The organism is Micromonospora sp. CNZ322, from assembly GCF_007827755.1.
The window spans coordinates 155,259-171,924 of the sequence record NZ_VITD01000011.1 but is presented as its reverse complement, the minus strand read 5'-3'; the positions used below and the strand labels follow the sequence as shown (position 1 = coordinate 171,924).

Below are 16,666 nucleotides of genomic sequence, written 5' to 3'. Positions count from 1 at the left end.
GATATCGGGCCGGGCCGGAATCAGTCGGGCGCGACCTCGGCCAGCAGGGCGCCCACGGTCCGGGCCATCACCGCGCGGGCCTGGTCCACGCCGAGACCGAGCCCGTAGCGCAGCATCGACCAGGCCTGCCAGGTGCTCGCCGCCACCAGGGCGTTGAGCAACTGCTCCCGCCCCGGCCCGGCCTCGGCCAGCTCGACGGCGAAGAGCTCCTCGACCTCGTCGCGGACCCGTTCGATGTGCTTGAGACGGTTGCGGTGCAGCTGTTCGGAGACCGGCTCACGCATCTGGGCGGCCCGCGCCGACGGCGCGATGAGCTGGAGCAGTCGAGCCCGCTGGCGGCAGTATGCGTCGACCCGCTTCGCCAACGGCAGCCCGGTCGAGATCGGCCGGTAGGCGGCGTCCTGCTGGCGGAGCACCTCCGCGCCGCTGGCCTCGAAGAGCGTCTCCATGTCCTTGAAGTTGGTCCAGAGGGTGCGCAGCGAGATGCCGGCCCGCTCGGCGATGCGTTCCCCGGTCGGGCGGAGGTCGCCCTCGGAGATGAGCGCGAGGTGCGCCTCGACGATGGCCGCGCGGGTCCGCTCGGCGCGGGCGGTGCGCCCGTCGACCCGGCCCGCCACATCGACCCCGTCCATCCGCCCTCGCCCCCTCACCGCCACGGCGTCCCCCGACGCACCGCCGAGTCTAGACAGCCGTTGATCAGCGGCTCCGGACGCTCCGCCGACGCCGTCATCCGGCCCGGCCGGTCAGCGAGACGCCGCCGTCGCAGACGATGGTCTGCCCGGTGATCCAACTGGCGTCGTCGGAGGCCAGGAAGGCGACCGCGCCCGCCACGTCCGACGGCAGACCGAGGCGCCCGAGCGGGTACCGCGCGGCGACCTCGGCCTCCCGCCCGTCGTAGAGGGCGGCGGCGAAGCGGGTCTTCACCACGCCGGGGGCGACCGCGTTGACCCGGACCGTCGGCCCCAGCTCCACGGCGAGGCTGGCGGTGAGGTGGTTGAGCGCGGCCTTGCTGACCCCGTAGCAGGCGATGCCGGGCGATGGACCGAGCCCGGCGATCGACGAGACGTTGACGACGCAGCCACCGCGCTCGCTCATGCCGGCGGCGCAGACCTCCTGCACCCAACCGAGCGCGGCGACCACGTTCACGTCGAGGATCTTGCGGGCCGCGGCCAGGTCCAGCTCGACCAGCGGGCCGTGCACCGGGTTGATGCCGGTGTTGTTGACCAGCAGGTCCACCGGCCCGAACGCCGCGCTGACCTGGTTCACCGCGGCGGTCTGATGCTCGGGATCGTCGGCCCGGCCCGGCACCGCAAGGGCGTGTGCCGGGCCGCCCAGGTTGGCGACCGCCTCGGTCAGCCCTTCGGGGCGGCGGGCGGTCAGGCCCACGCGCGCGCCTTCGGCGACGAGGCGTTGGGCGATGGCCAGACCGATCCCGCGACTGGCGCCGGTGACGATGGCGACCCGGCCCGCGAGTCGGCCCGAATATGCATTCACGGTGCAGATAGTAGGAGCGTCGATCGGTATCGGTCAACGCCTCCGACGATCGGCCGGCAGGCAGCGCCGGCAGCATGCGCGCAGCCGTCCGACCGGGCGTGGTCAGGCGGGACCACGCCCGGTCGGACGTCGGGGCTGCAGGGCCTCAGGAGACGGTCGGCACCCCGTTCGCCGGCGGCGCGGCCGGGGTGGCGGTGTACTCGTTGACCGCCCCGTCCGCCTCATCCGTCTCGTACGCCGGCCCGAAGTAGCTCTGCACTCCCCCACTCACCCGGCTCAGGCGCTGACCGCCGTACCCGGAGTGGTCAGTGGCAGAGAAACGCAGCGGCACCAGCCCTGGGCCCTGGTAGCCGCCCTTCTGCACGGCGTCCAGCACCTTCTCCCGGGTGAGGTCCTTGCCGGCGGCGAGCAGCACCTGCACGAAGAGGTAGCCGACCGACATGCCGTAGACGGTGTTGCCGTCGAACGGCGCGTCCCCGTTGTGCTCCTTGTTGACCTTCGTGAAGAGCTGGATCCACGGGTTCGCGGTGTCGTTCTGCATCGGGAGGTAGTTGGTGCCGACCATGCCCTCCAACAGCGGCGCGGCGGCGCCGAGCTGCTTGGCCAGGGTCGGGTGGTCGGCGCCGACGTTGGAGACCAGCCACTGCGGCTTGAAGCCCAGCCGTGCCGCAGTGCCGACGGAGAGCGCGGTAAATCCGGGCACTGTGGCGAGCACGACGACCTGGCAACCGGCCGCCTTGAACGCGCCGATCTGCGGCGCCACGTTGGTGTTGCTGGTGACGTACGTCTGCTTGACCGCCACGGCACCGGCGCCGAGCACCTTCTCCACGCCGGCCAGGCTGTCCCGGCCGAAGTCGTCGTCCTGACCGAGGAAGCAGACCTTCTGGCCGGCCAGGTTCGCCTTCGCGTAATTGGCGAGGATCTTGCCCTCGACCGTGTAGTCCGGGTTGAACCCGAACGTGCCCGGATACTTGTCCGGCTGGTCCCAGCTGCGGCTGCCAGAGGCGACGAACAGATCGGGCACCCGGTTGCTCTTGAGGAAGTCGAGCACCCCGGTGTGCGTCGGCGTGCCCAGACCGTTGAGGACGGCGAAGACCTTGTCCTGGAGGACGAGCTGCCGGACCACCTGCTGAGTGTTCGCCGGGTTGTAGCCGTCGTCCATGATCTTGTAGGTGATCTTGCGGCCGTGCACTCCGCCGTTGGCGTTGACGTAGTCGAAGTACGCCTTCGTCGCCGGGGCGATCTTCGAGTAGCCGGCCGAGGCCGGACCGGTCAGCGGCATGTGGGTGCCGACGACGATCTCGGTGTCGGTGACGCCCGGCACCGACGCCCCGCCGGAGCCGGGGCCGTCGTCGCCGCTACAGCCGGCTGCGGTGATGAGCAGGGCAAGGGTGCTGGCGATCGCGAGGCCGCGATGCGCTTTACGGTGCATGGGAAACACCGACCTTTCTCGGTCCGGTTGTCTGTGGGAACGGTGTGGTGGTGGGGCGCCCGGCCGAGGCCGGACCGAGGACAACTCAGGAAGGCCGGGTCGGCCGCCTGGCCAGCAGCGCCCGGCCGAGACGCGACAGCAGACCCTGCACACCGCCGGGGGCGGCGATCATGACGACGATCAGGGTGAGTCCGAAGATCGCCAGGGGGAGGTTGCCCTCCAGCCGCTGCGCCACAGCGGGCGAGAGCGTGAGCATCTCGGTCACCGAGTGGGTCAGATCGGGCAGGGCTACCAGCAGGACGGCCCCCCACAGCGCGCCGGTCAGTCGACCCAGGCCACCGATCACGACGGCCATCAGCAGGAACAGCGACAGGGTCAGCGAGAACGCCCCGGGTGAGACGCTCTGCGCGAGCACCGCCAGCAGCGCGCCGCCGAGCCCGGCGGTGGCAGCGCTGACCACGAAGGCGAGGACCTGGGTGCGGGCCACGTGGATGCCGGCGAGCCGGGCCGCCACCTCGTCGTCGCGGACCGCCCGGAAGGTACGCCCGTACCGGCTTCGGATCAGGTTCGCCAACAGCAGCAACGCGAGCAGGGTGGCCGCGCCGGTGACCCAGAGCTGCCACCGCTCGTAGGGGAAGTACGGGCCGAGCGACAGCGGCGGCGGCTCCACCGGCACCGACAGCCCCTGCTCGCCGTTGAACACGCCGTCGAAGGTGACCGCCAGCGCCGGCACCACAACGGCAACCGCGAGGGTGACCCCGGCCAGATAGGGACCGCGCAGCCGGGCCGCTGCCACACCGACCACAGCGCCGACCGCGACAGTGCTGACGATCGCCGCAGCCAACGACAGCGGCAACAGCCAGCCGCCGGTCATTCCCCGGTCGGCGAACGCGGTCTGGCACAGCGCCACTGTGTACGCCCCGGTGGCCATCAGCGCGCCGTGCCCGAGCGACAGTTGACCGTTGAGCCCGGTGAGGACGGTCAGCCCGGCGGTCGCGCAGAGGTAGGCGGCCACCGTGGCGAGCTGGAAGTTGCGGAACGGCTCGACGGAGTAGCTGACCGCCACCAGCAGCAACCCGGCGGCCAGCACCACCGCGAGGTGGCGCAGCAGTGTGGAGCCGCGTCGCCGGTCGATCTGTCGGCCGCCCGGTTCGTCGAGCTGCTCTTTCGGCGGCACTGCCGCCCTCGTGGCGCTCACACCCGCCTCGCCGCGACCGGGGCGAACAGCCCACCGGGCCGGACCAGCAGCACCGCCAGCAGCAGTACCAGCACCGCGAGCGGGGTCAGGTCACTGCCGGCGTAGCCGCTCACGTAGGAGAGCAACAGCCCCACCACCAGACCACCGACCACCGCCCCCGGTGGACTGTCCAACCCGCCGACCACCGCCGCCGTGAACGCCGAGACGAACACCAGGTCCATCGCGTGCGGGTGCAGGCCCAGCTCGGTCGGCAGGACCAGCATGGCGGCCAACGCGCCCACCCCGGAGGCGAGCGCCCAACCGAGGGTCAGCATGCCACCGACGTTGACCCCGAGAAGCCGGGAGACCTCCGGAGCGAACGCCGCCGCGCGCATCCGCAACCCCACCGGGGTACGGGCGAACATCCAGGCCAGGCCACTGACCACCACGCCGATCGTGGCGAAGACGAACAGGTCGTACGGGGACAGCACGGCGACCCCGCCCACGGTGAGGGCGGACCGGCTGAACGGGGCCTCGGCGGGGCGGAACTCGCTGCCGTACACCATGCCGAGCACGGCCTGGATCAGCAGCACCAGCCCGAGCGCGACGATCACCGGGTTGAGCGGTGAGGCGTGATCAACGTGCCGCATCACCACACGGTCCACCAGCGCACCGAGCAGCAGGCCGGCGACGATCGCGACCACGAAGCCCAGCCAGTAGGAACCGGTCGCGGTGCTGACGGTGTAAGCGACGTACGCGGCAGCGACGGCCATCGCTCCCTGGGCGAAGTTGACGACCCGCGCCGCCCGCCAGATGAGCACCAGGGCCAGTGCGAACGCGGCGTACACCGCGCCCCGGGACAGGCCGTCGACGGTGAGGAAGACGAAGCGGTCCAACAGTTCTCCCTCCGGGGGACGAGGTGGTGGTCAGAAACCGAGGTACGCGTGGCGCAGGTCGACGTCGTCGCGTAGCTGCACCGCCGGGGCGGCGATCACCACCCGACCGAGGGACATCACGACGCCCTGGTCGGCGACGGCCAGCGCGCTGCGCACGTTCTGCTCGACCAGCAGGACGGTCAGCCCGGTGCGGTCGCGCAGTTGGCGGAGCAGGGCCATGGTCCGGGCGACCACCCGTGGCGCCAGGCCGAGCGACGGCTCGTCCAGCAGCAGCAGACGGGGTCGGCCGACCAGGGCCCGACCGAGCGCGAGCATCTGCCGCTCGCCGCCGGAGAGCTGGTGACCGAGGTGCCGACGGCGTCGGGCCAGCGGCTCGAAGAGCTGGTAGACCTCGTCGAGGGCCCGCCCGGCGTCGGCCCGGTCGCGTCGCCACAGCCCGCCCAGCCGCAGGTTCTCGTCGACGGTCAGCTCGCTGATCACGCCCCGGCCCTCCGGGACGTGCGCCATGCCGCGTCGAACGAGCTGCTCCACCGGCGTACCGCGAAGGTCCTCCCCGGCCAGCAGGACCTGGCCGGCGGCCGGGCGGATCATGCCGGAGAGCGCGCGCAGGAGAGTGGTCTTGCCGGCACCGTTGGCGCCGACGACCGCGGCGATGGTGCCGGCCGGAACGGTGAGGTCGATTGCCCGCAACACGGGCGCGGCACCGTAGCCGGCGACCAGCCCCCGCACGACGAGCAGGTCGGTCGCGGTCATTGGGAGGCCTCCTCGACGGTGGCACCGAGGTACGCGTCGGTGACAGCGGGGTCGTCGCGGATCTCGTCCGGGGTGCCGGCGGCGATGACCCGGCCGAAGTCGAGGACCACGAGCTCGTCGCAGACGGCCATCACCAGGTCCATGTGGTGCTCGACCAGGAGCACGGCGCAGGGGTCGGTGTCCCGTCGGGGCAGTTGCCGGACCAGCTCCGCCAGCTCGGCGATGTCGTCCGCCCCGAGGCCACCGGCCGGCTCGTCGAGCAGGAGCAGCCGGGGCCGAGCGGCGAGCGCGCGGGCCAGGGCGACCCGCTGGCGTACGGCGAAGGGCAGGGTGGTCGGCGCGGCCTCGGCGTGCTCGGCGATGCCCAGCTCGTCGAGGATGGCCAGGGCGTCCCCGCGGAGCCGGCGCTCGTCGCGGTCACTGGCCGGCAGCCCGAGCAGCGCCGGGACGAAGCCGGCACGGGCTGTGTGCGAAGCGCCGGTCATCACGTTCTCCAGCACGCTCAGCCCGGCGAAGAGCCCGGTGCCCTGCAGGGTCCGGGCGATGCCGAGCCGGGTCAGCCGGTGCGGCCGTGGCCGCAGCGGCCGGCCGTCGAGGGTGAGTGAACCCGTCTCCGGTGCGACGAAGCCGCAGATCACGTTGAACAGCGTGGTCTTGCCGGCGCCGTTGGGCCCGATGACGCCCACCACCCGGTTGGGTGGCACCCGCAGGGACACGTCGTCGAGGGCGGTGAGGCCGCCGAAACGGACGCCGATGTGGTGCAGTTCGAGGCCGCGCTCCATCACCCATCCCTCTGTCGTGGCGGGTGTTTATTTACACTCGCAGTGTACGTTTCTCGGGTTTGGCGTCAAGACCTTCAATGCCCCCTTTACGCACGTGGACGGGGCGGCCGCCAGCGGCGACCGCCCCGTGACCGCCGTCAGGCGCTGGGACAGGTGTTGCGGTACTCCTGGATCTGCGAGCCGCTCGGGCCGGGGCAGAGGAACTGCTCGTAGCGGGTGTCGTCGTCGACGAACCGCTTCAACCAGGCCACCATCTGCCGGGCGGTCGGCGTGTTCGTGGTCTGCGGGAAGAAGTGGCTCGCCCCGTTCAGCTCCAGGTACGCCTTCTCGGCGGAGGCCGGGATGCTGTTGTAGAACGGCACCGAGTGCGACGAGACCGGCGCGACGGAGTCGCTCTCGCCACCGACGATCAGCGTGGGCACCCGCAGCTCAGACCAGCTCTTGTCCGTGTTCCACGGTGCCAGCGGCACCGCGGCCTGCAACGACGGCCGCGACGAGGCCGCCTCGAGGCTGCCCCCGCCACCCATGGAGTGACCGGCCACCGCGAGTCGACTGCTGTCGATCCGGGTGCGCACCGAGCTGCGCTGGGTCAGGTAGTCCAGCGCCGCGAGCAACTGCCGGCCCCGGCTGGCCGGCTGGTCCAGCCGACTGTTGGTCTCGATGCCGATCACCACGAAACCGTGCGAGGCGATGCGCGGTCCGAGCCAGCTGATGCTGGACCAGGCGGCGGTGTAACCGGGCGAGATGGCGATGGCGCCGAAGGTGCCCTCGCTGGTGCTGGTCGGGTAGTAGATGACGCCGCCGCCGAAGCCGGTGACGCTCAGCGAGGACACGCTCTGCGAGGACGTCGCGAACGGGCCGCGGCTGGCCTCCAGGATCGCCGTGGTCGGGGCGGGGCCCCGCTCGTACGGGCCGGCGGCCTGGGCGGCGCCGGACGATCCGGCCAGGACGCCGCCGGCGGCCAGGACGGCGGCCAGCGCGAGCCGGGTGGCACGGGCTGCGACGGAACGGGGACGGGTGGTGGTTGGTGAGGACACGTCGGGCACTCCCTAAAGTCGAGGGATATCGACGTGTGTCAGTTTTGGCTGCTCCGCCGATCCCGGCATCGGCGAAATCACCAGTCCCGGCGCAGGATGCCGGGATCAGTCGTGTTTCGACCCTCTGACCTGGGGTAGCAGGGCAGGCGCCGGCCCGCACAAGCGCCATGGAGAGGTTCATTCAGTGGATTCCAGCAACCCCGCCGAGGCGGTCAAGAACGTCGTGAAGACCGCCTCAGGCAAGATCGCCGACGCCCTCACCCCGGACGTCCCCGGTGCGCCGGGGAGCGCGCCACCGCCGCTTGAGGAGCCGACGACGCCGCACGACCCGCTGCCGCCGAAGTCGGAACAGGGGGCACCGCAGACGCGCACGCCGACCGGCGCGGAGACCGGCGCGCCGACGATCGCGAACGGCCAGCAGGGGGCCTACCTCACGACCGCGAACGGGGCGCGGCTGCGCGACACCGACCACTCGCTCAAGGCCGGCCCGCGCGGCCCGGTGCTCCTCCAGGACCACCACCTACGCGAGAAGATCACGCACTTCGACCACGAACGCATTCCGGAGCGCGTGGTGCACGCCCGGGGCGCCGGCGCCCACGGTGTGTTCACCGCGTACGGCACCGCCGAGGCGGTCACCAGGGCCGGCTTCCTCAAGAAGGGACGCGAGACCGACGTCTTCGTCCGGTTCTCCACGGTGCTCGGTTCGCGGGGTTCGGCCGACACGGTCCGCGACACCCGTGGCTTCGCCACGAAGTTCTACACCGACGAGGGCACCTTCGACCTGGTCGGCAACAACATCCCGGTCTTCTTCATCCAGGACGCGATCAAGTTCCCGGACATCATCCACGCCGGCAAGCCGCACCCCGACCGGGAGATCCCGCAGGCGCAGAGCGCCCACGACACCTTCTGGGACTTCGTGTCGCTGCACACCGAGGCGCAGCACCACACCATCTGGAACATGTCCGACCGGGGCATTCCGCGTTCGTACCGGACGATGGAGGGCTTCGGCGTGCACACCTTCCGCCTCGTCAACGAGGCCGGGGAGACGGTGCTGGCCAAGTTCCACTGGAAGCCGAAGCTGGGCGTGCACTCGCTGACCTGGGAGGAGGCGCAGCTGATCGGCGGCATCGACCCGGACTTCCACCGCCGCGACCTCTACGACGCCATCGAGGCCGGCGCGTACCCCGAGTGGGAGCTGGGCATCCAGGTCTTCCCGGACACTCCCGAGGAGACCTTCGCCGGCATCGACCTGCTTGACCCCACGAAGATCGTGCCGGAGGAGCTGGCCGAGGTGCAGCCCATCGGGCGGCTGGTGCTCAACCGGACGCCGACGAACTTCTTCGCCGAGACCGAACAGGTCGCCTTCCACCTCGGTCACCTGCCCCCGGGCATCGACGTCACCAACGACCCGCTGTTGCAGGGCCGGCTCTTCTCGTACGTCGACACGCAGCTCACCCGGCTGGGCGGGCCGAACTTCACGCAGATCCCGATCAATCGCCCGCACGCGGCCGTGAACGACATGCTGCGCGACGGCTTCCACCAGCACGCCGTGCACGCCGGCGTCGCGCCGTACCGACCGAACTCGCTCGACGGCGGCAACCCGTTCCCCGCCGGGGACGCCGAGCACGCCTTCGTCGACGTGCCGGTCACTGTCGCGCAGGCGCCGAAGGTACGCGCGAATCCGGCCTCGTTCGACGACCACTACAGCCAGGTCCGCCTGTTCTGGCTGAGCATGTCGCCGGTCGAGAAGGAACACATCATCCGGGCGTACACCTTCGAGCTGGGCAAGTGCTACCACCAGACGATCAAGGAGCGTCAGCTGCAGAGCCTCGCCAACATCGACCCGGTGCTGTGCGAGCAGGTCGCCACCGGCCTGGGCCTGCCCGCACCCCAGCCGACCGTGCCGCTCCCCGACGTCACGCCCAGCCCGGCGCTGTCGCAGGTCGGTCGGGAGTGGCCGAGCGACGGCCGGATGGTCGGGATCGTCGTCGACCCCGACGGCGACCTGGACGGCGTCGACGAGGTCCGTCGCGCCGTGTTCAGCGCCGGCATGGTGCCGCTGCTGATCGCCCCCCACGGCGGCATGGTGGGCGACCTGCCGGTGCAGCGCACCTTCGCCACCGGCCGGTCGGTCGAGTTCGACGCGGTCCTGCTGGCCGGAGCGCCGGCGCCCGCACCGGATGCCCTGCCCGCCCGCGACGCCAAGGCGGGCACACCGGCCCCGGCCACCGTGGACCCCCGCGTGCTGCTGCTCGTCGAGGAGTCCTGGCGGCACGCCAAGGCGATCGGTGCCTGGGGTGCCGGCGTCACAGTGCTGGAGCAGGCCGGCGTCGCCGGCACCCCGGGCGTCGTGGCGGCGGGCTCGGGCGCCGAGGCGCTGACAGCGGTGCAGCAGTTGATGGCCGCGCACCGGGTCTGGGAACGGTTCCCCGCCGCCGTCGCCTGATCCAACCACCGACGAGGGCCGTCCTCCGCACCACCGGGAGGACGGCCCTCGTCGATATCCGGGCTACCGCCGGGTCCACTCCAGATGGCTCGTGTCGGCGCTACAGCTACGCTGCTCGATCATCGCGCCGTTCGCGGTGCTCTGGCCGACAGTGCCCAGGCACAGTCCGCTGTGTGCGTTGACGAGTTGCCGGGCCTCGTTCAGGGTGAACTGTTGCGCCGGGGTCGTGTTGCAGGTGGTGAGCTGGATCGCCGCCCCGGTGTCGCTGGACGCGCCGAGCACGTCCAGGCAACGCCCACCCAACTGCACGCTCCTGTCCGACCGCATCGACCAGAGCTGGTGGGAGGCGCGGTCGTCCCGACAGTCCCAGATCCCGAGCCGGACCGGGTCGGGTGAGTCCGGCGCGGCGACGTCCAGGCACCGCTTGCTCGCCACCCCGACGAGCCGGTTGCCCGACCGCGCCGGGGGCACGCTCGGAGTCGGTGACACTCGACGGTCCGGCGTGGCGGACGGGGTGGCCCCGCCCGCCGTCGACGCCGGCCGGAAGCCCGCGGTGACCTCCCGGAACGCGTCCGCCCCGGCCACCGCCCAGGCGGACTCGGGTGTCAACCAGGCGATGCTGTAGCCCAGGCGCTCACCCGTCGTGAAGGTGCGCTGGCGCCCGCGCATCGCGGTACCCACCTCGCTCGTGTAGACCCACTCCAGGTCGGCAGCCTTGAGCTGGTAGTTGACGGCGATCAGCTCGATCCGGCGGTAGTCGCGGTACCGCTCGCTGACGGCCGGTCCGCCCAGTTCGGCCAACGGGTCGCTGCGCGGCGAGTCGGTCTGGCTGACGACCAGCATCCGTTCGCCGCCCGGCTCGTGGAGTTCGACCCGCTGCCCGCGTCGGACGATCTGCCAGTCGCGCGGCGCCGGCATCGAGAAGCCGCTGCTGTCCCGGTAGACCGACCACGAGATTGGCTGGAGCGCAGCGGTCGTCGGTGCGGCACCGGGCGTCGACGGCGTACCCGGCACGGCGGCGCCCACCAGCTCGGCTCCTCCCCCGGCCGGCCGTGACGCACGGCGGGTGGCCAGCGGAACCGCGACCGCCAGGCCGAGCGCGACCACTGCCGCGAGACCACCGAGGACCCAGGTCCGCCGTCGGCGGGCCGGTCCCCGACCGGCACGATCCGCCGCCACCGGGGCCGACGACCGTGGTACGCCGGGCGCGCCGACCGGATGGGCCGTGACCGCCGCTGGTGCGGGCGCCGGACGCCACGTCACCGCGATGGGCGGCCGCGGTGTGCCGTCCAGCGCCGCCCGGAGCAACTGCTCGGCCGCGTCGGCGTCCACCCGCTCGGCCGGGTCCTTGCGCAGCAGACCGGCCAGCACCGGTGCGAGCGGTCCCGCCCGTCGCGCCGCGGGTGGGGGCTCGGTGACCAGCGCGGTGAGGCTCATCAGACTCGACGGCCGGGCGTACGGCGACTGGCCCTCCACGGCGGCGTACAGGGTCGCGCCGAGCGACCAGAAATCCCCCTCCGGACCCACCGTGCCCCGCATGGCCCGCTCGGGAGACACGTACGCGGGCGAGCCGAGCACCACACCGCTGAGGGTCAGGTTCACGTCCTCGACGGCGGTGGCCAGGCCGAAGTCGGTGAGCACGATCCGGTCGTCCGCGCCGACGAGGATGTTGGCCGGTTTGACGTCGCGGTGCATGATCCCAGCGCGGTGGGCTGCGCGCAGCGCGCCGAGCACGGCCAGCCCGATCTCGGCCGCCCGCACCGGCGGGACGGGACCGTCGGTGGTGATGGTGTCGTGCAGCGAACGGGACGGCACGTACTCCATCACGATCTGCGGGTCGCCGTCGGCGCTCAACAGCACATCGAAGACCCGGACGACGTTGACGTGGTCGAGTTGCGCAATTGCCCGAGCCTCCCGAAGTGACCGGACCCGCAATTCCTGTCGCGCCTCAATGGTCAGGCCGGGGGGTGGAACGATTTCCTTGATGGCAACGTCCCGTTGCAGCATTCGGTCGCGGGCTTTCCACACTCGACCCATTCCGCCCTGGCCGATGAGCTCGACGACGTCATACCGATCGGTAACAAGAAGCGGTAACATCTGCGACACCCGGAGAGGCTACCTGGCACGTCGTCGAACAATTTCCGGCAGTCGAAGCGAACCACCGTATGTGATCCGGCTCATCCCCGCCGGCAACGTCGTTCGTGGAGCCGAAGCCGGCGCGGGCGCACCATTGATCCCCCAGGAATTGGCCAGTCGTTCACAATGGCCGCCCGCACCCCTCGTGGCGGAATCAGGCGATGTCGGCCAACCGGGGCAGCACCTCGTCGCCGAGCCGCTGCGCGAACTCGACCGGGTGCCGATCCGGTGTCACCTGCACCTCGCTCACTCCGAGCGCGGCGTACTCGGCCACCTCGGCGAGAAACGCGTCGGTGTCGTCCAGCGGCGCCTGCGAGGCGACCACCGTCTTCTCGATGCTGTCGTAGTCGCGGCCCTCGGCGGCGCAGTGCCCGCGCAGCACATCCAGCTTGCGCGCGACGTCGTCGATGCCGCCACGGCCGAACAGGTTGCAGGCGTCGGCGTACCGGGCCACCAATAACAGGGTCTTCTTCTCACCCCCGCCACCGATCATGATCGGCGGGTGCGGGCGGCTCAACGGCTGCGGCGAGTTGATGGTCTCGGCGAGCTGGTAGTGCTGCCCGTTGAACGGGCCGTCGTCGGCACTCCACATCTGAAGGCAGATGCGCAGCGTCTCCTCCAACCGCTCGAACCGCTCGGCCACCGGGACGACCGGCACGCCCAACCCGAGCTGCTCCCGCTCGTACCAGGAGGCGCCGATGCCGAGGCGGGCCCGGCCGCCGGAGAGCACGTCGAGGGTCGTCACGGTCTTGGCGAGCAACCCCGGGTAGCGGTACATCACGCCGGTGACCAGCACGCCCAGCGTCATCCGCTGGGTCATGGCCGCGACGTAGCCGAGCGTGGTGTACGCCTCCAGCATCGGCTCCTCGGCCGCGAACACCGCGTCCATCTGGAAGAAGTGGTCCATCACCGTGAACGACGCGACGCCGGCCTGCTCGGCGACTGTCGCCGTCTGCGCCAGGGTCGGTGCGATCGCGACGGGGTCGGCCGGGGTCGAGTAGTTCCAGTAGTGCAGCCCGAGCTTCATGTTCGGCACCTCCGCAACGAGCCTAGTGCCGCCCGGCGTCCGCCGGGGGCGGCTCGGAACCGCCCACGGATCGGGTCCGGCGGCGTCCATTACCAACTCATGACAATTCGTGGATCACGTGCGGATATCCGGCTGGCAGCTTTCGGTGAGTGATCCGACAGCTGACCGAATCCCGGCCCGCCGAGCTGGCGCCCGACGCGACGCGCGTCCGGTTCCGCCACCGGCAACGGAGCGGCCCTGCCCCTGCCTCCGCACCCGCGCCCGCCGCCGGATCGCACCGGGCGGAGTGGGCCGATGCCGCGAAGGGCGTCTGCATCATCCTCGTCGTCCTGTGGCACGTCGTCGTGAAGGACTACCTCCAGATCGACTGGCACATCGGCGTACCGGTGCCGGGCTTCTGGGGAGCCCTGGGTGAGCAGTTCCTCCCGCTGCGGATGCCGCTGTTCTTCACCATCTCGGGCGTCTTCGCGGCGAACGCCGCCCAGCGCCCGTGGCGGGTGGTCGCCCGCAGCCGGATCGCCGGGTTCCTCTACCTGTACGCCGTCTGGCTGCTGATCCACACGGTGGTCCTCGCCGCCGCGCCGGGACTGCCGACCGACCGGGCCACCTCGGCGCTCGGCCTGCTGGAGCAGCTCACCATCACGCCGTCCAACCTCTGGTACCTGTACGCCCTGGCGCTGTACTTCACGATCGCCAAGTTGACCCGCCGGGTGCCCCGGGCTCTGGTCCTGGTCCCCGCCACCGCGCTGTCCGCCGTCGCCGCCGCCGGCCTGCTCGACACCCCGGGCAACCGCGCCGGCCTCTACCAGAACCTGGTCTTCTTCCTCGCCGGCCTGTACCTGCGGCCGCAGATCCAGCTGTGGGCCGCCACCGCAAGCCGCCGCCGGCTGTTGCTGACCTCGGGTGGCTACGTCCTGGCGCTCGCCGCGATGGCCGTGACCGGCGCCCAGCAGTGGTTCGGGGTGTGGCCGGCGGTCTCCGTGGTGGCAGTGATCTTCGGCATAACCGCCGCTGCCCGGCTGTCGCGGTGGTCGGCGCTCAGCAGACCACTGGCTAGGCTCGGCCGCATCACCCTGCCGATCTACGTCATTCACATGCCGGTCCTGGCCCTGCTGCACCGGCTGTTGCTGGTACCGATTTCCGGGCTGGGTGGGTCCGCTCAGGGCTTGATCGTGCTCGGTTATCCGATTCTGCTGAGCGGGCTGGTGATCGGTCTGAGCCTGGCCGTTCACCGCGGGCTGCTGGCGGTTCGCGCGGGCTGGCTGTTCGCGCTGCCCGGCACGCGCCGGGTGGAGGCGACCGGATGAGCGCCCTCGCCGAAGCCCTGATCGACCTGGACGCGATCGCCAGCAACGTGCGAACTATCGCGTCGGTGACCGGCACCGGACTGATGGCCGTGGTGAAGGCCGACGGGTTCGGCCACGGCGCGGTGCAGGTGGCCCGGGCCGCGCTGCGCGCCGGCGCCTCCTGGCTGGGAGTGACCTCCTCGGCCGAGGCGCTGACCCTGCGCGACGCGGGTGTGACAGCGCCCACCTTGAGCTGGCTGCACGGCCCGAATGACGACTTCGGTATGTTGATCAAGGGTGGCGTCGACATCGGCGTGTCCACGACGACGCACCTGCACGCCGTCGCCGACGCGGCCCGTCTGCTCGGCGCACCGGCAATGGTGCAGCTCAAGGCGGACACCGGGTTGTCCCGCAACGGGGCCGCCGCAGACGACTGGCCCGAGTTGGTCGGTTGGGCCCGCAAGTACGAACGAGAGGGCGGGATCCGGGTGCGCGGGGTGTGGTCCCATCTCGCCGACGCCGACCTGCCGGGCGCCCCCGCGCTCACCCGTCAGGTGGCGATCTTCGAGGAGGCGCTGCGGACCGCACGGTCGGCTGGCCTGGACCCCGATCTCGTCCACCTGGCCAACTCGGCGGCCGCGCTCTCCGCACCACGGACCCGCTTCGACCTCTGCCGGATCGGGATCGCCCTCTACGGCGTGGACCCGTTCGGCGTGAGCGGTCCGGGCGAGTTCGGGCTGCACCCCGCGATGACCCTGCGGACGAGCGTGGTCAACGTCAAGCGGGTGCCGGCCGGCACTGGCGTCTCCTACGGGCCCGAGCACGTGACCGGCACACCGACCACGCTGGCGCTGCTGCCGCTCGGCTACGCCGACGGGCTGCCCCGGGCCGCGGGTGGCCGTGCCTCGGTGTGGCTCGCCGGCCGGCGGTGCCCGATCGTCGGGCGCATCGCCATGGACCAGTGCGTGGTCGACGCCGGGGATCTTCCCGTGACGATCGGCGACCCGGTCGTGGTGTTCGGCCCGGCCGAGGGTGACCAGCGCCCTCCGACGGTCGTCGAGTGGGCCCGCTGGGCCGACACCAACCCACACGAGATCTTGACCGGCATCGGGGCCCGGGTGGCCCGCGAGCACCTCCACGGAAGGGCACGGAACTCATGACAACCCGACTGGCAGTGCTGTACGGCGGGCAGAGCGGCGAGCACGAGGTGTCCTGCCGCTCGGCGGCGAGCATCCTCGCCCACCTGGACCGTGAGCGGTACCAGGTCACCGAGGTGCTCATCGACCGCGACGGCGGGTGGCACGTCGGCGGCCGACCGACGCCCCTGCCTGCGGCCTTGCGCGTCCTGCGCGCCCAGGACGTGGTGTTCCCGGCCCTGCACGGCCCGTACGGCGAGGACGGCACCGTGTCGTCGCTGCTGGAATGGCTCGGCGTGCCGTACGTCGGCAACGGCGTCTTCGCCAGCGCCGCCGGCATGGACAAGGGGGTCACCAAGCGGCTTCTCGCGGCGGAGGGCCTGCGGGTCAGCCCGGGGGTGACCCTGCGTCCCGGCGAGGCCCTGTCGCCCGAGGACCAGCGTCGGCTGGAACTGCCGGTCTTTGTCAAGCCGGCCCGGGCCGGGTCGAGCCTGGGCGTCGTCAGGGTGGACGACTGGGCGGGAGTTCCCGCCGCGCTGGAGCAGGCCCGCCAGGTCGACCCGAAGGTGCTCGTCGAGCAGGGAGCGCGGGGACGCGAGATCGACGTGGCCGTCCTCCAGCACCCGGACGGCCGGGTGCAGGCCGGCCCGCCGCTGGAGATCCGGGTGACCGGCGCCGGCTTCTTCGACTACGACGCGAAGTACGACGGCGGGGCGATCTTCCAGATTCCCGCCCCGCTCGACGCGGCGACCACCGAGGTGCTTCAGGACCGTGCGATTCGCGCCTTCCAGGCCCTCGACTGCCGTGGGCTGCTGCGGGTCGACTTCTTCCTGCCCACCGAGGGGTCGCCCGAGCCCATCGTGAACGAGGTCAACACGTTCCCCGGCTTCACCGCCGCGTCCCAGTTCCCGCAGATCTGGCAGCAGGCCGGCATTGGCTTCGCCGCCCTGATCGACATCCTGATCGCCGGCGCGCTTGCCGACCAGGACCACGGCCACCACAGCGGGTTGCCCCGGCCGGCCCGAGCGGTCGACCACCTGGTGTGAGTCGGGTGTGCGTGCCCG

At 71.6% G+C, this 16,666-nt stretch carries 14 protein-coding genes and 1 pseudogene; 4 read left to right on the top strand and 11 right to left on the bottom strand.

Annotation, left to right across the window (positions count from 1 at the left end):
* Positions 1-20: 20 nt before the first annotated feature.
* The 8 genes from FB453_RS24350 to FB453_RS24315 all read right to left on the bottom strand — a co-directional run bounded on the left by FB453_RS24350 (position 21) and on the right by FB453_RS24315 (position 7,571).
* Positions 21-632, bottom strand: coding sequence for a TetR/AcrR family transcriptional regulator (locus FB453_RS24350; RefSeq protein ID WP_112589463.1), 612 nt, complete (start codon positions 630-632; stop codon positions 21-23).
* Between the two features lie 94 nt (positions 633-726).
* Positions 727-1,494, bottom strand: coding sequence for an SDR family oxidoreductase (locus tag FB453_RS24345; protein ID WP_145793800.1), 768 nt, complete (start codon positions 1,492-1,494; stop codon positions 727-729).
* A gap of 145 nt (positions 1,495-1,639) precedes the next feature.
* Entirely contained in the window at positions 1,640-2,926 is a 1,287-nt protein-coding gene (locus FB453_RS24340; RefSeq protein ID WP_112589459.1) for an ABC transporter substrate-binding protein, read from the bottom strand.
* Positions 2,927-3,011: 85 nt separating this feature from the next.
* Positions 3,012-4,124, bottom strand: coding sequence for a branched-chain amino acid ABC transporter permease (locus FB453_RS24335; RefSeq protein ID WP_145793798.1), 1,113 nt, complete (start codon positions 4,122-4,124; stop codon positions 3,012-3,014).
* Complete coding sequence (locus FB453_RS24330; RefSeq protein WP_091399163.1) at positions 4,121-4,999, bottom strand: branched-chain amino acid ABC transporter permease; 879 nt, start codon at positions 4,997-4,999, stop codon at positions 4,121-4,123. The genes FB453_RS24335 and FB453_RS24330 overlap by 4 nt, the downstream gene beginning before the upstream one ends.
* A 30-nt stretch (positions 5,000-5,029) precedes the next feature.
* Positions 5,030-5,752, bottom strand: coding sequence for an ABC transporter ATP-binding protein (locus FB453_RS24325; protein WP_030490741.1), 723 nt, complete (start codon positions 5,750-5,752; stop codon positions 5,030-5,032).
* A complete protein-coding gene (locus tag FB453_RS24320) occupies positions 5,749-6,534 on the bottom strand; it encodes an ABC transporter ATP-binding protein (RefSeq protein WP_112589455.1) in 786 nt (261 codons plus the stop codon). Before FB453_RS24320 ends, FB453_RS24325 begins: the two co-directional genes overlap by 4 nt.
* 137 nt (positions 6,535-6,671) lie before the next feature.
* On the bottom strand, positions 6,672-7,571 hold the full coding sequence (locus FB453_RS24315) for a poly(ethylene terephthalate) hydrolase family protein (RefSeq protein WP_145793796.1): 900 nt from the start codon (positions 7,569-7,571) through the stop codon (positions 6,672-6,674).
* Between the two features lie 184 nt (positions 7,572-7,755).
* Between FB453_RS24315 and FB453_RS24310 the strand changes: the two genes are divergently transcribed.
* Positions 7,756-10,017 (top strand): catalase, encoded by a 2,262-nt coding sequence (locus tag FB453_RS24310; protein ID WP_145793794.1) that lies wholly within the window; start codon positions 7,756-7,758, stop codon positions 10,015-10,017.
* A gap of 63 nt (positions 10,018-10,080) precedes the next feature.
* Here the strand turns inward: FB453_RS24310 and FB453_RS35055 are convergent, their stop codons facing one another.
* The 3 genes and pseudogenes from FB453_RS35055 to FB453_RS24300 form a co-directional block, all read right to left on the bottom strand.
* Positions 10,081-10,452 (bottom strand): RICIN domain-containing protein, encoded by a 372-nt coding sequence (locus FB453_RS35055; RefSeq protein ID WP_486480422.1) that lies wholly within the window; start codon positions 10,450-10,452, stop codon positions 10,081-10,083.
* A 102-nt stretch (positions 10,453-10,554) separates the two neighbouring features.
* Positions 10,555-12,123 (bottom strand): annotated as a pseudogene (locus tag FB453_RS24305) (serine/threonine-protein kinase); the annotation flags it as partial.
* Positions 12,124-12,307: 184 nt separating this feature from the next.
* Positions 12,308-13,180: an LLM class F420-dependent oxidoreductase gene (locus FB453_RS24300; protein ID WP_145793792.1), complete on the bottom strand. Its 873-nt coding sequence runs from the start codon at positions 13,178-13,180 to the stop codon at positions 12,308-12,310.
* 149 nt (positions 13,181-13,329) lie between these two features.
* Between FB453_RS24300 and FB453_RS24295 the strand changes: the two genes are divergently transcribed.
* From FB453_RS24295 to FB453_RS24285, 3 genes are read left to right on the top strand one after another with little or no spacing between them, the layout of a single operon-like run.
* A complete protein-coding gene (locus tag FB453_RS24295; RefSeq protein ID WP_145793789.1) occupies positions 13,330-14,487 on the top strand; it encodes an acyltransferase family protein in 1,158 nt (385 codons plus the stop codon).
* Positions 14,484-15,626, top strand: a complete 1,143-nt coding sequence (gene alr / locus FB453_RS24290; protein ID WP_145793787.1) for an alanine racemase — start codon at positions 14,484-14,486, stop codon at positions 15,624-15,626. The genes FB453_RS24295 and alr overlap by 4 nt, the downstream gene beginning before the upstream one ends.
* Positions 15,623-16,648: a D-alanine--D-alanine ligase family protein gene (locus FB453_RS24285; protein WP_112698097.1), complete on the top strand. Its 1,026-nt coding sequence runs from the start codon at positions 15,623-15,625 to the stop codon at positions 16,646-16,648. The genes alr and FB453_RS24285 overlap by 4 nt, the downstream gene beginning before the upstream one ends.
* Positions 16,649-16,666 lie beyond the last annotated feature (18 nt).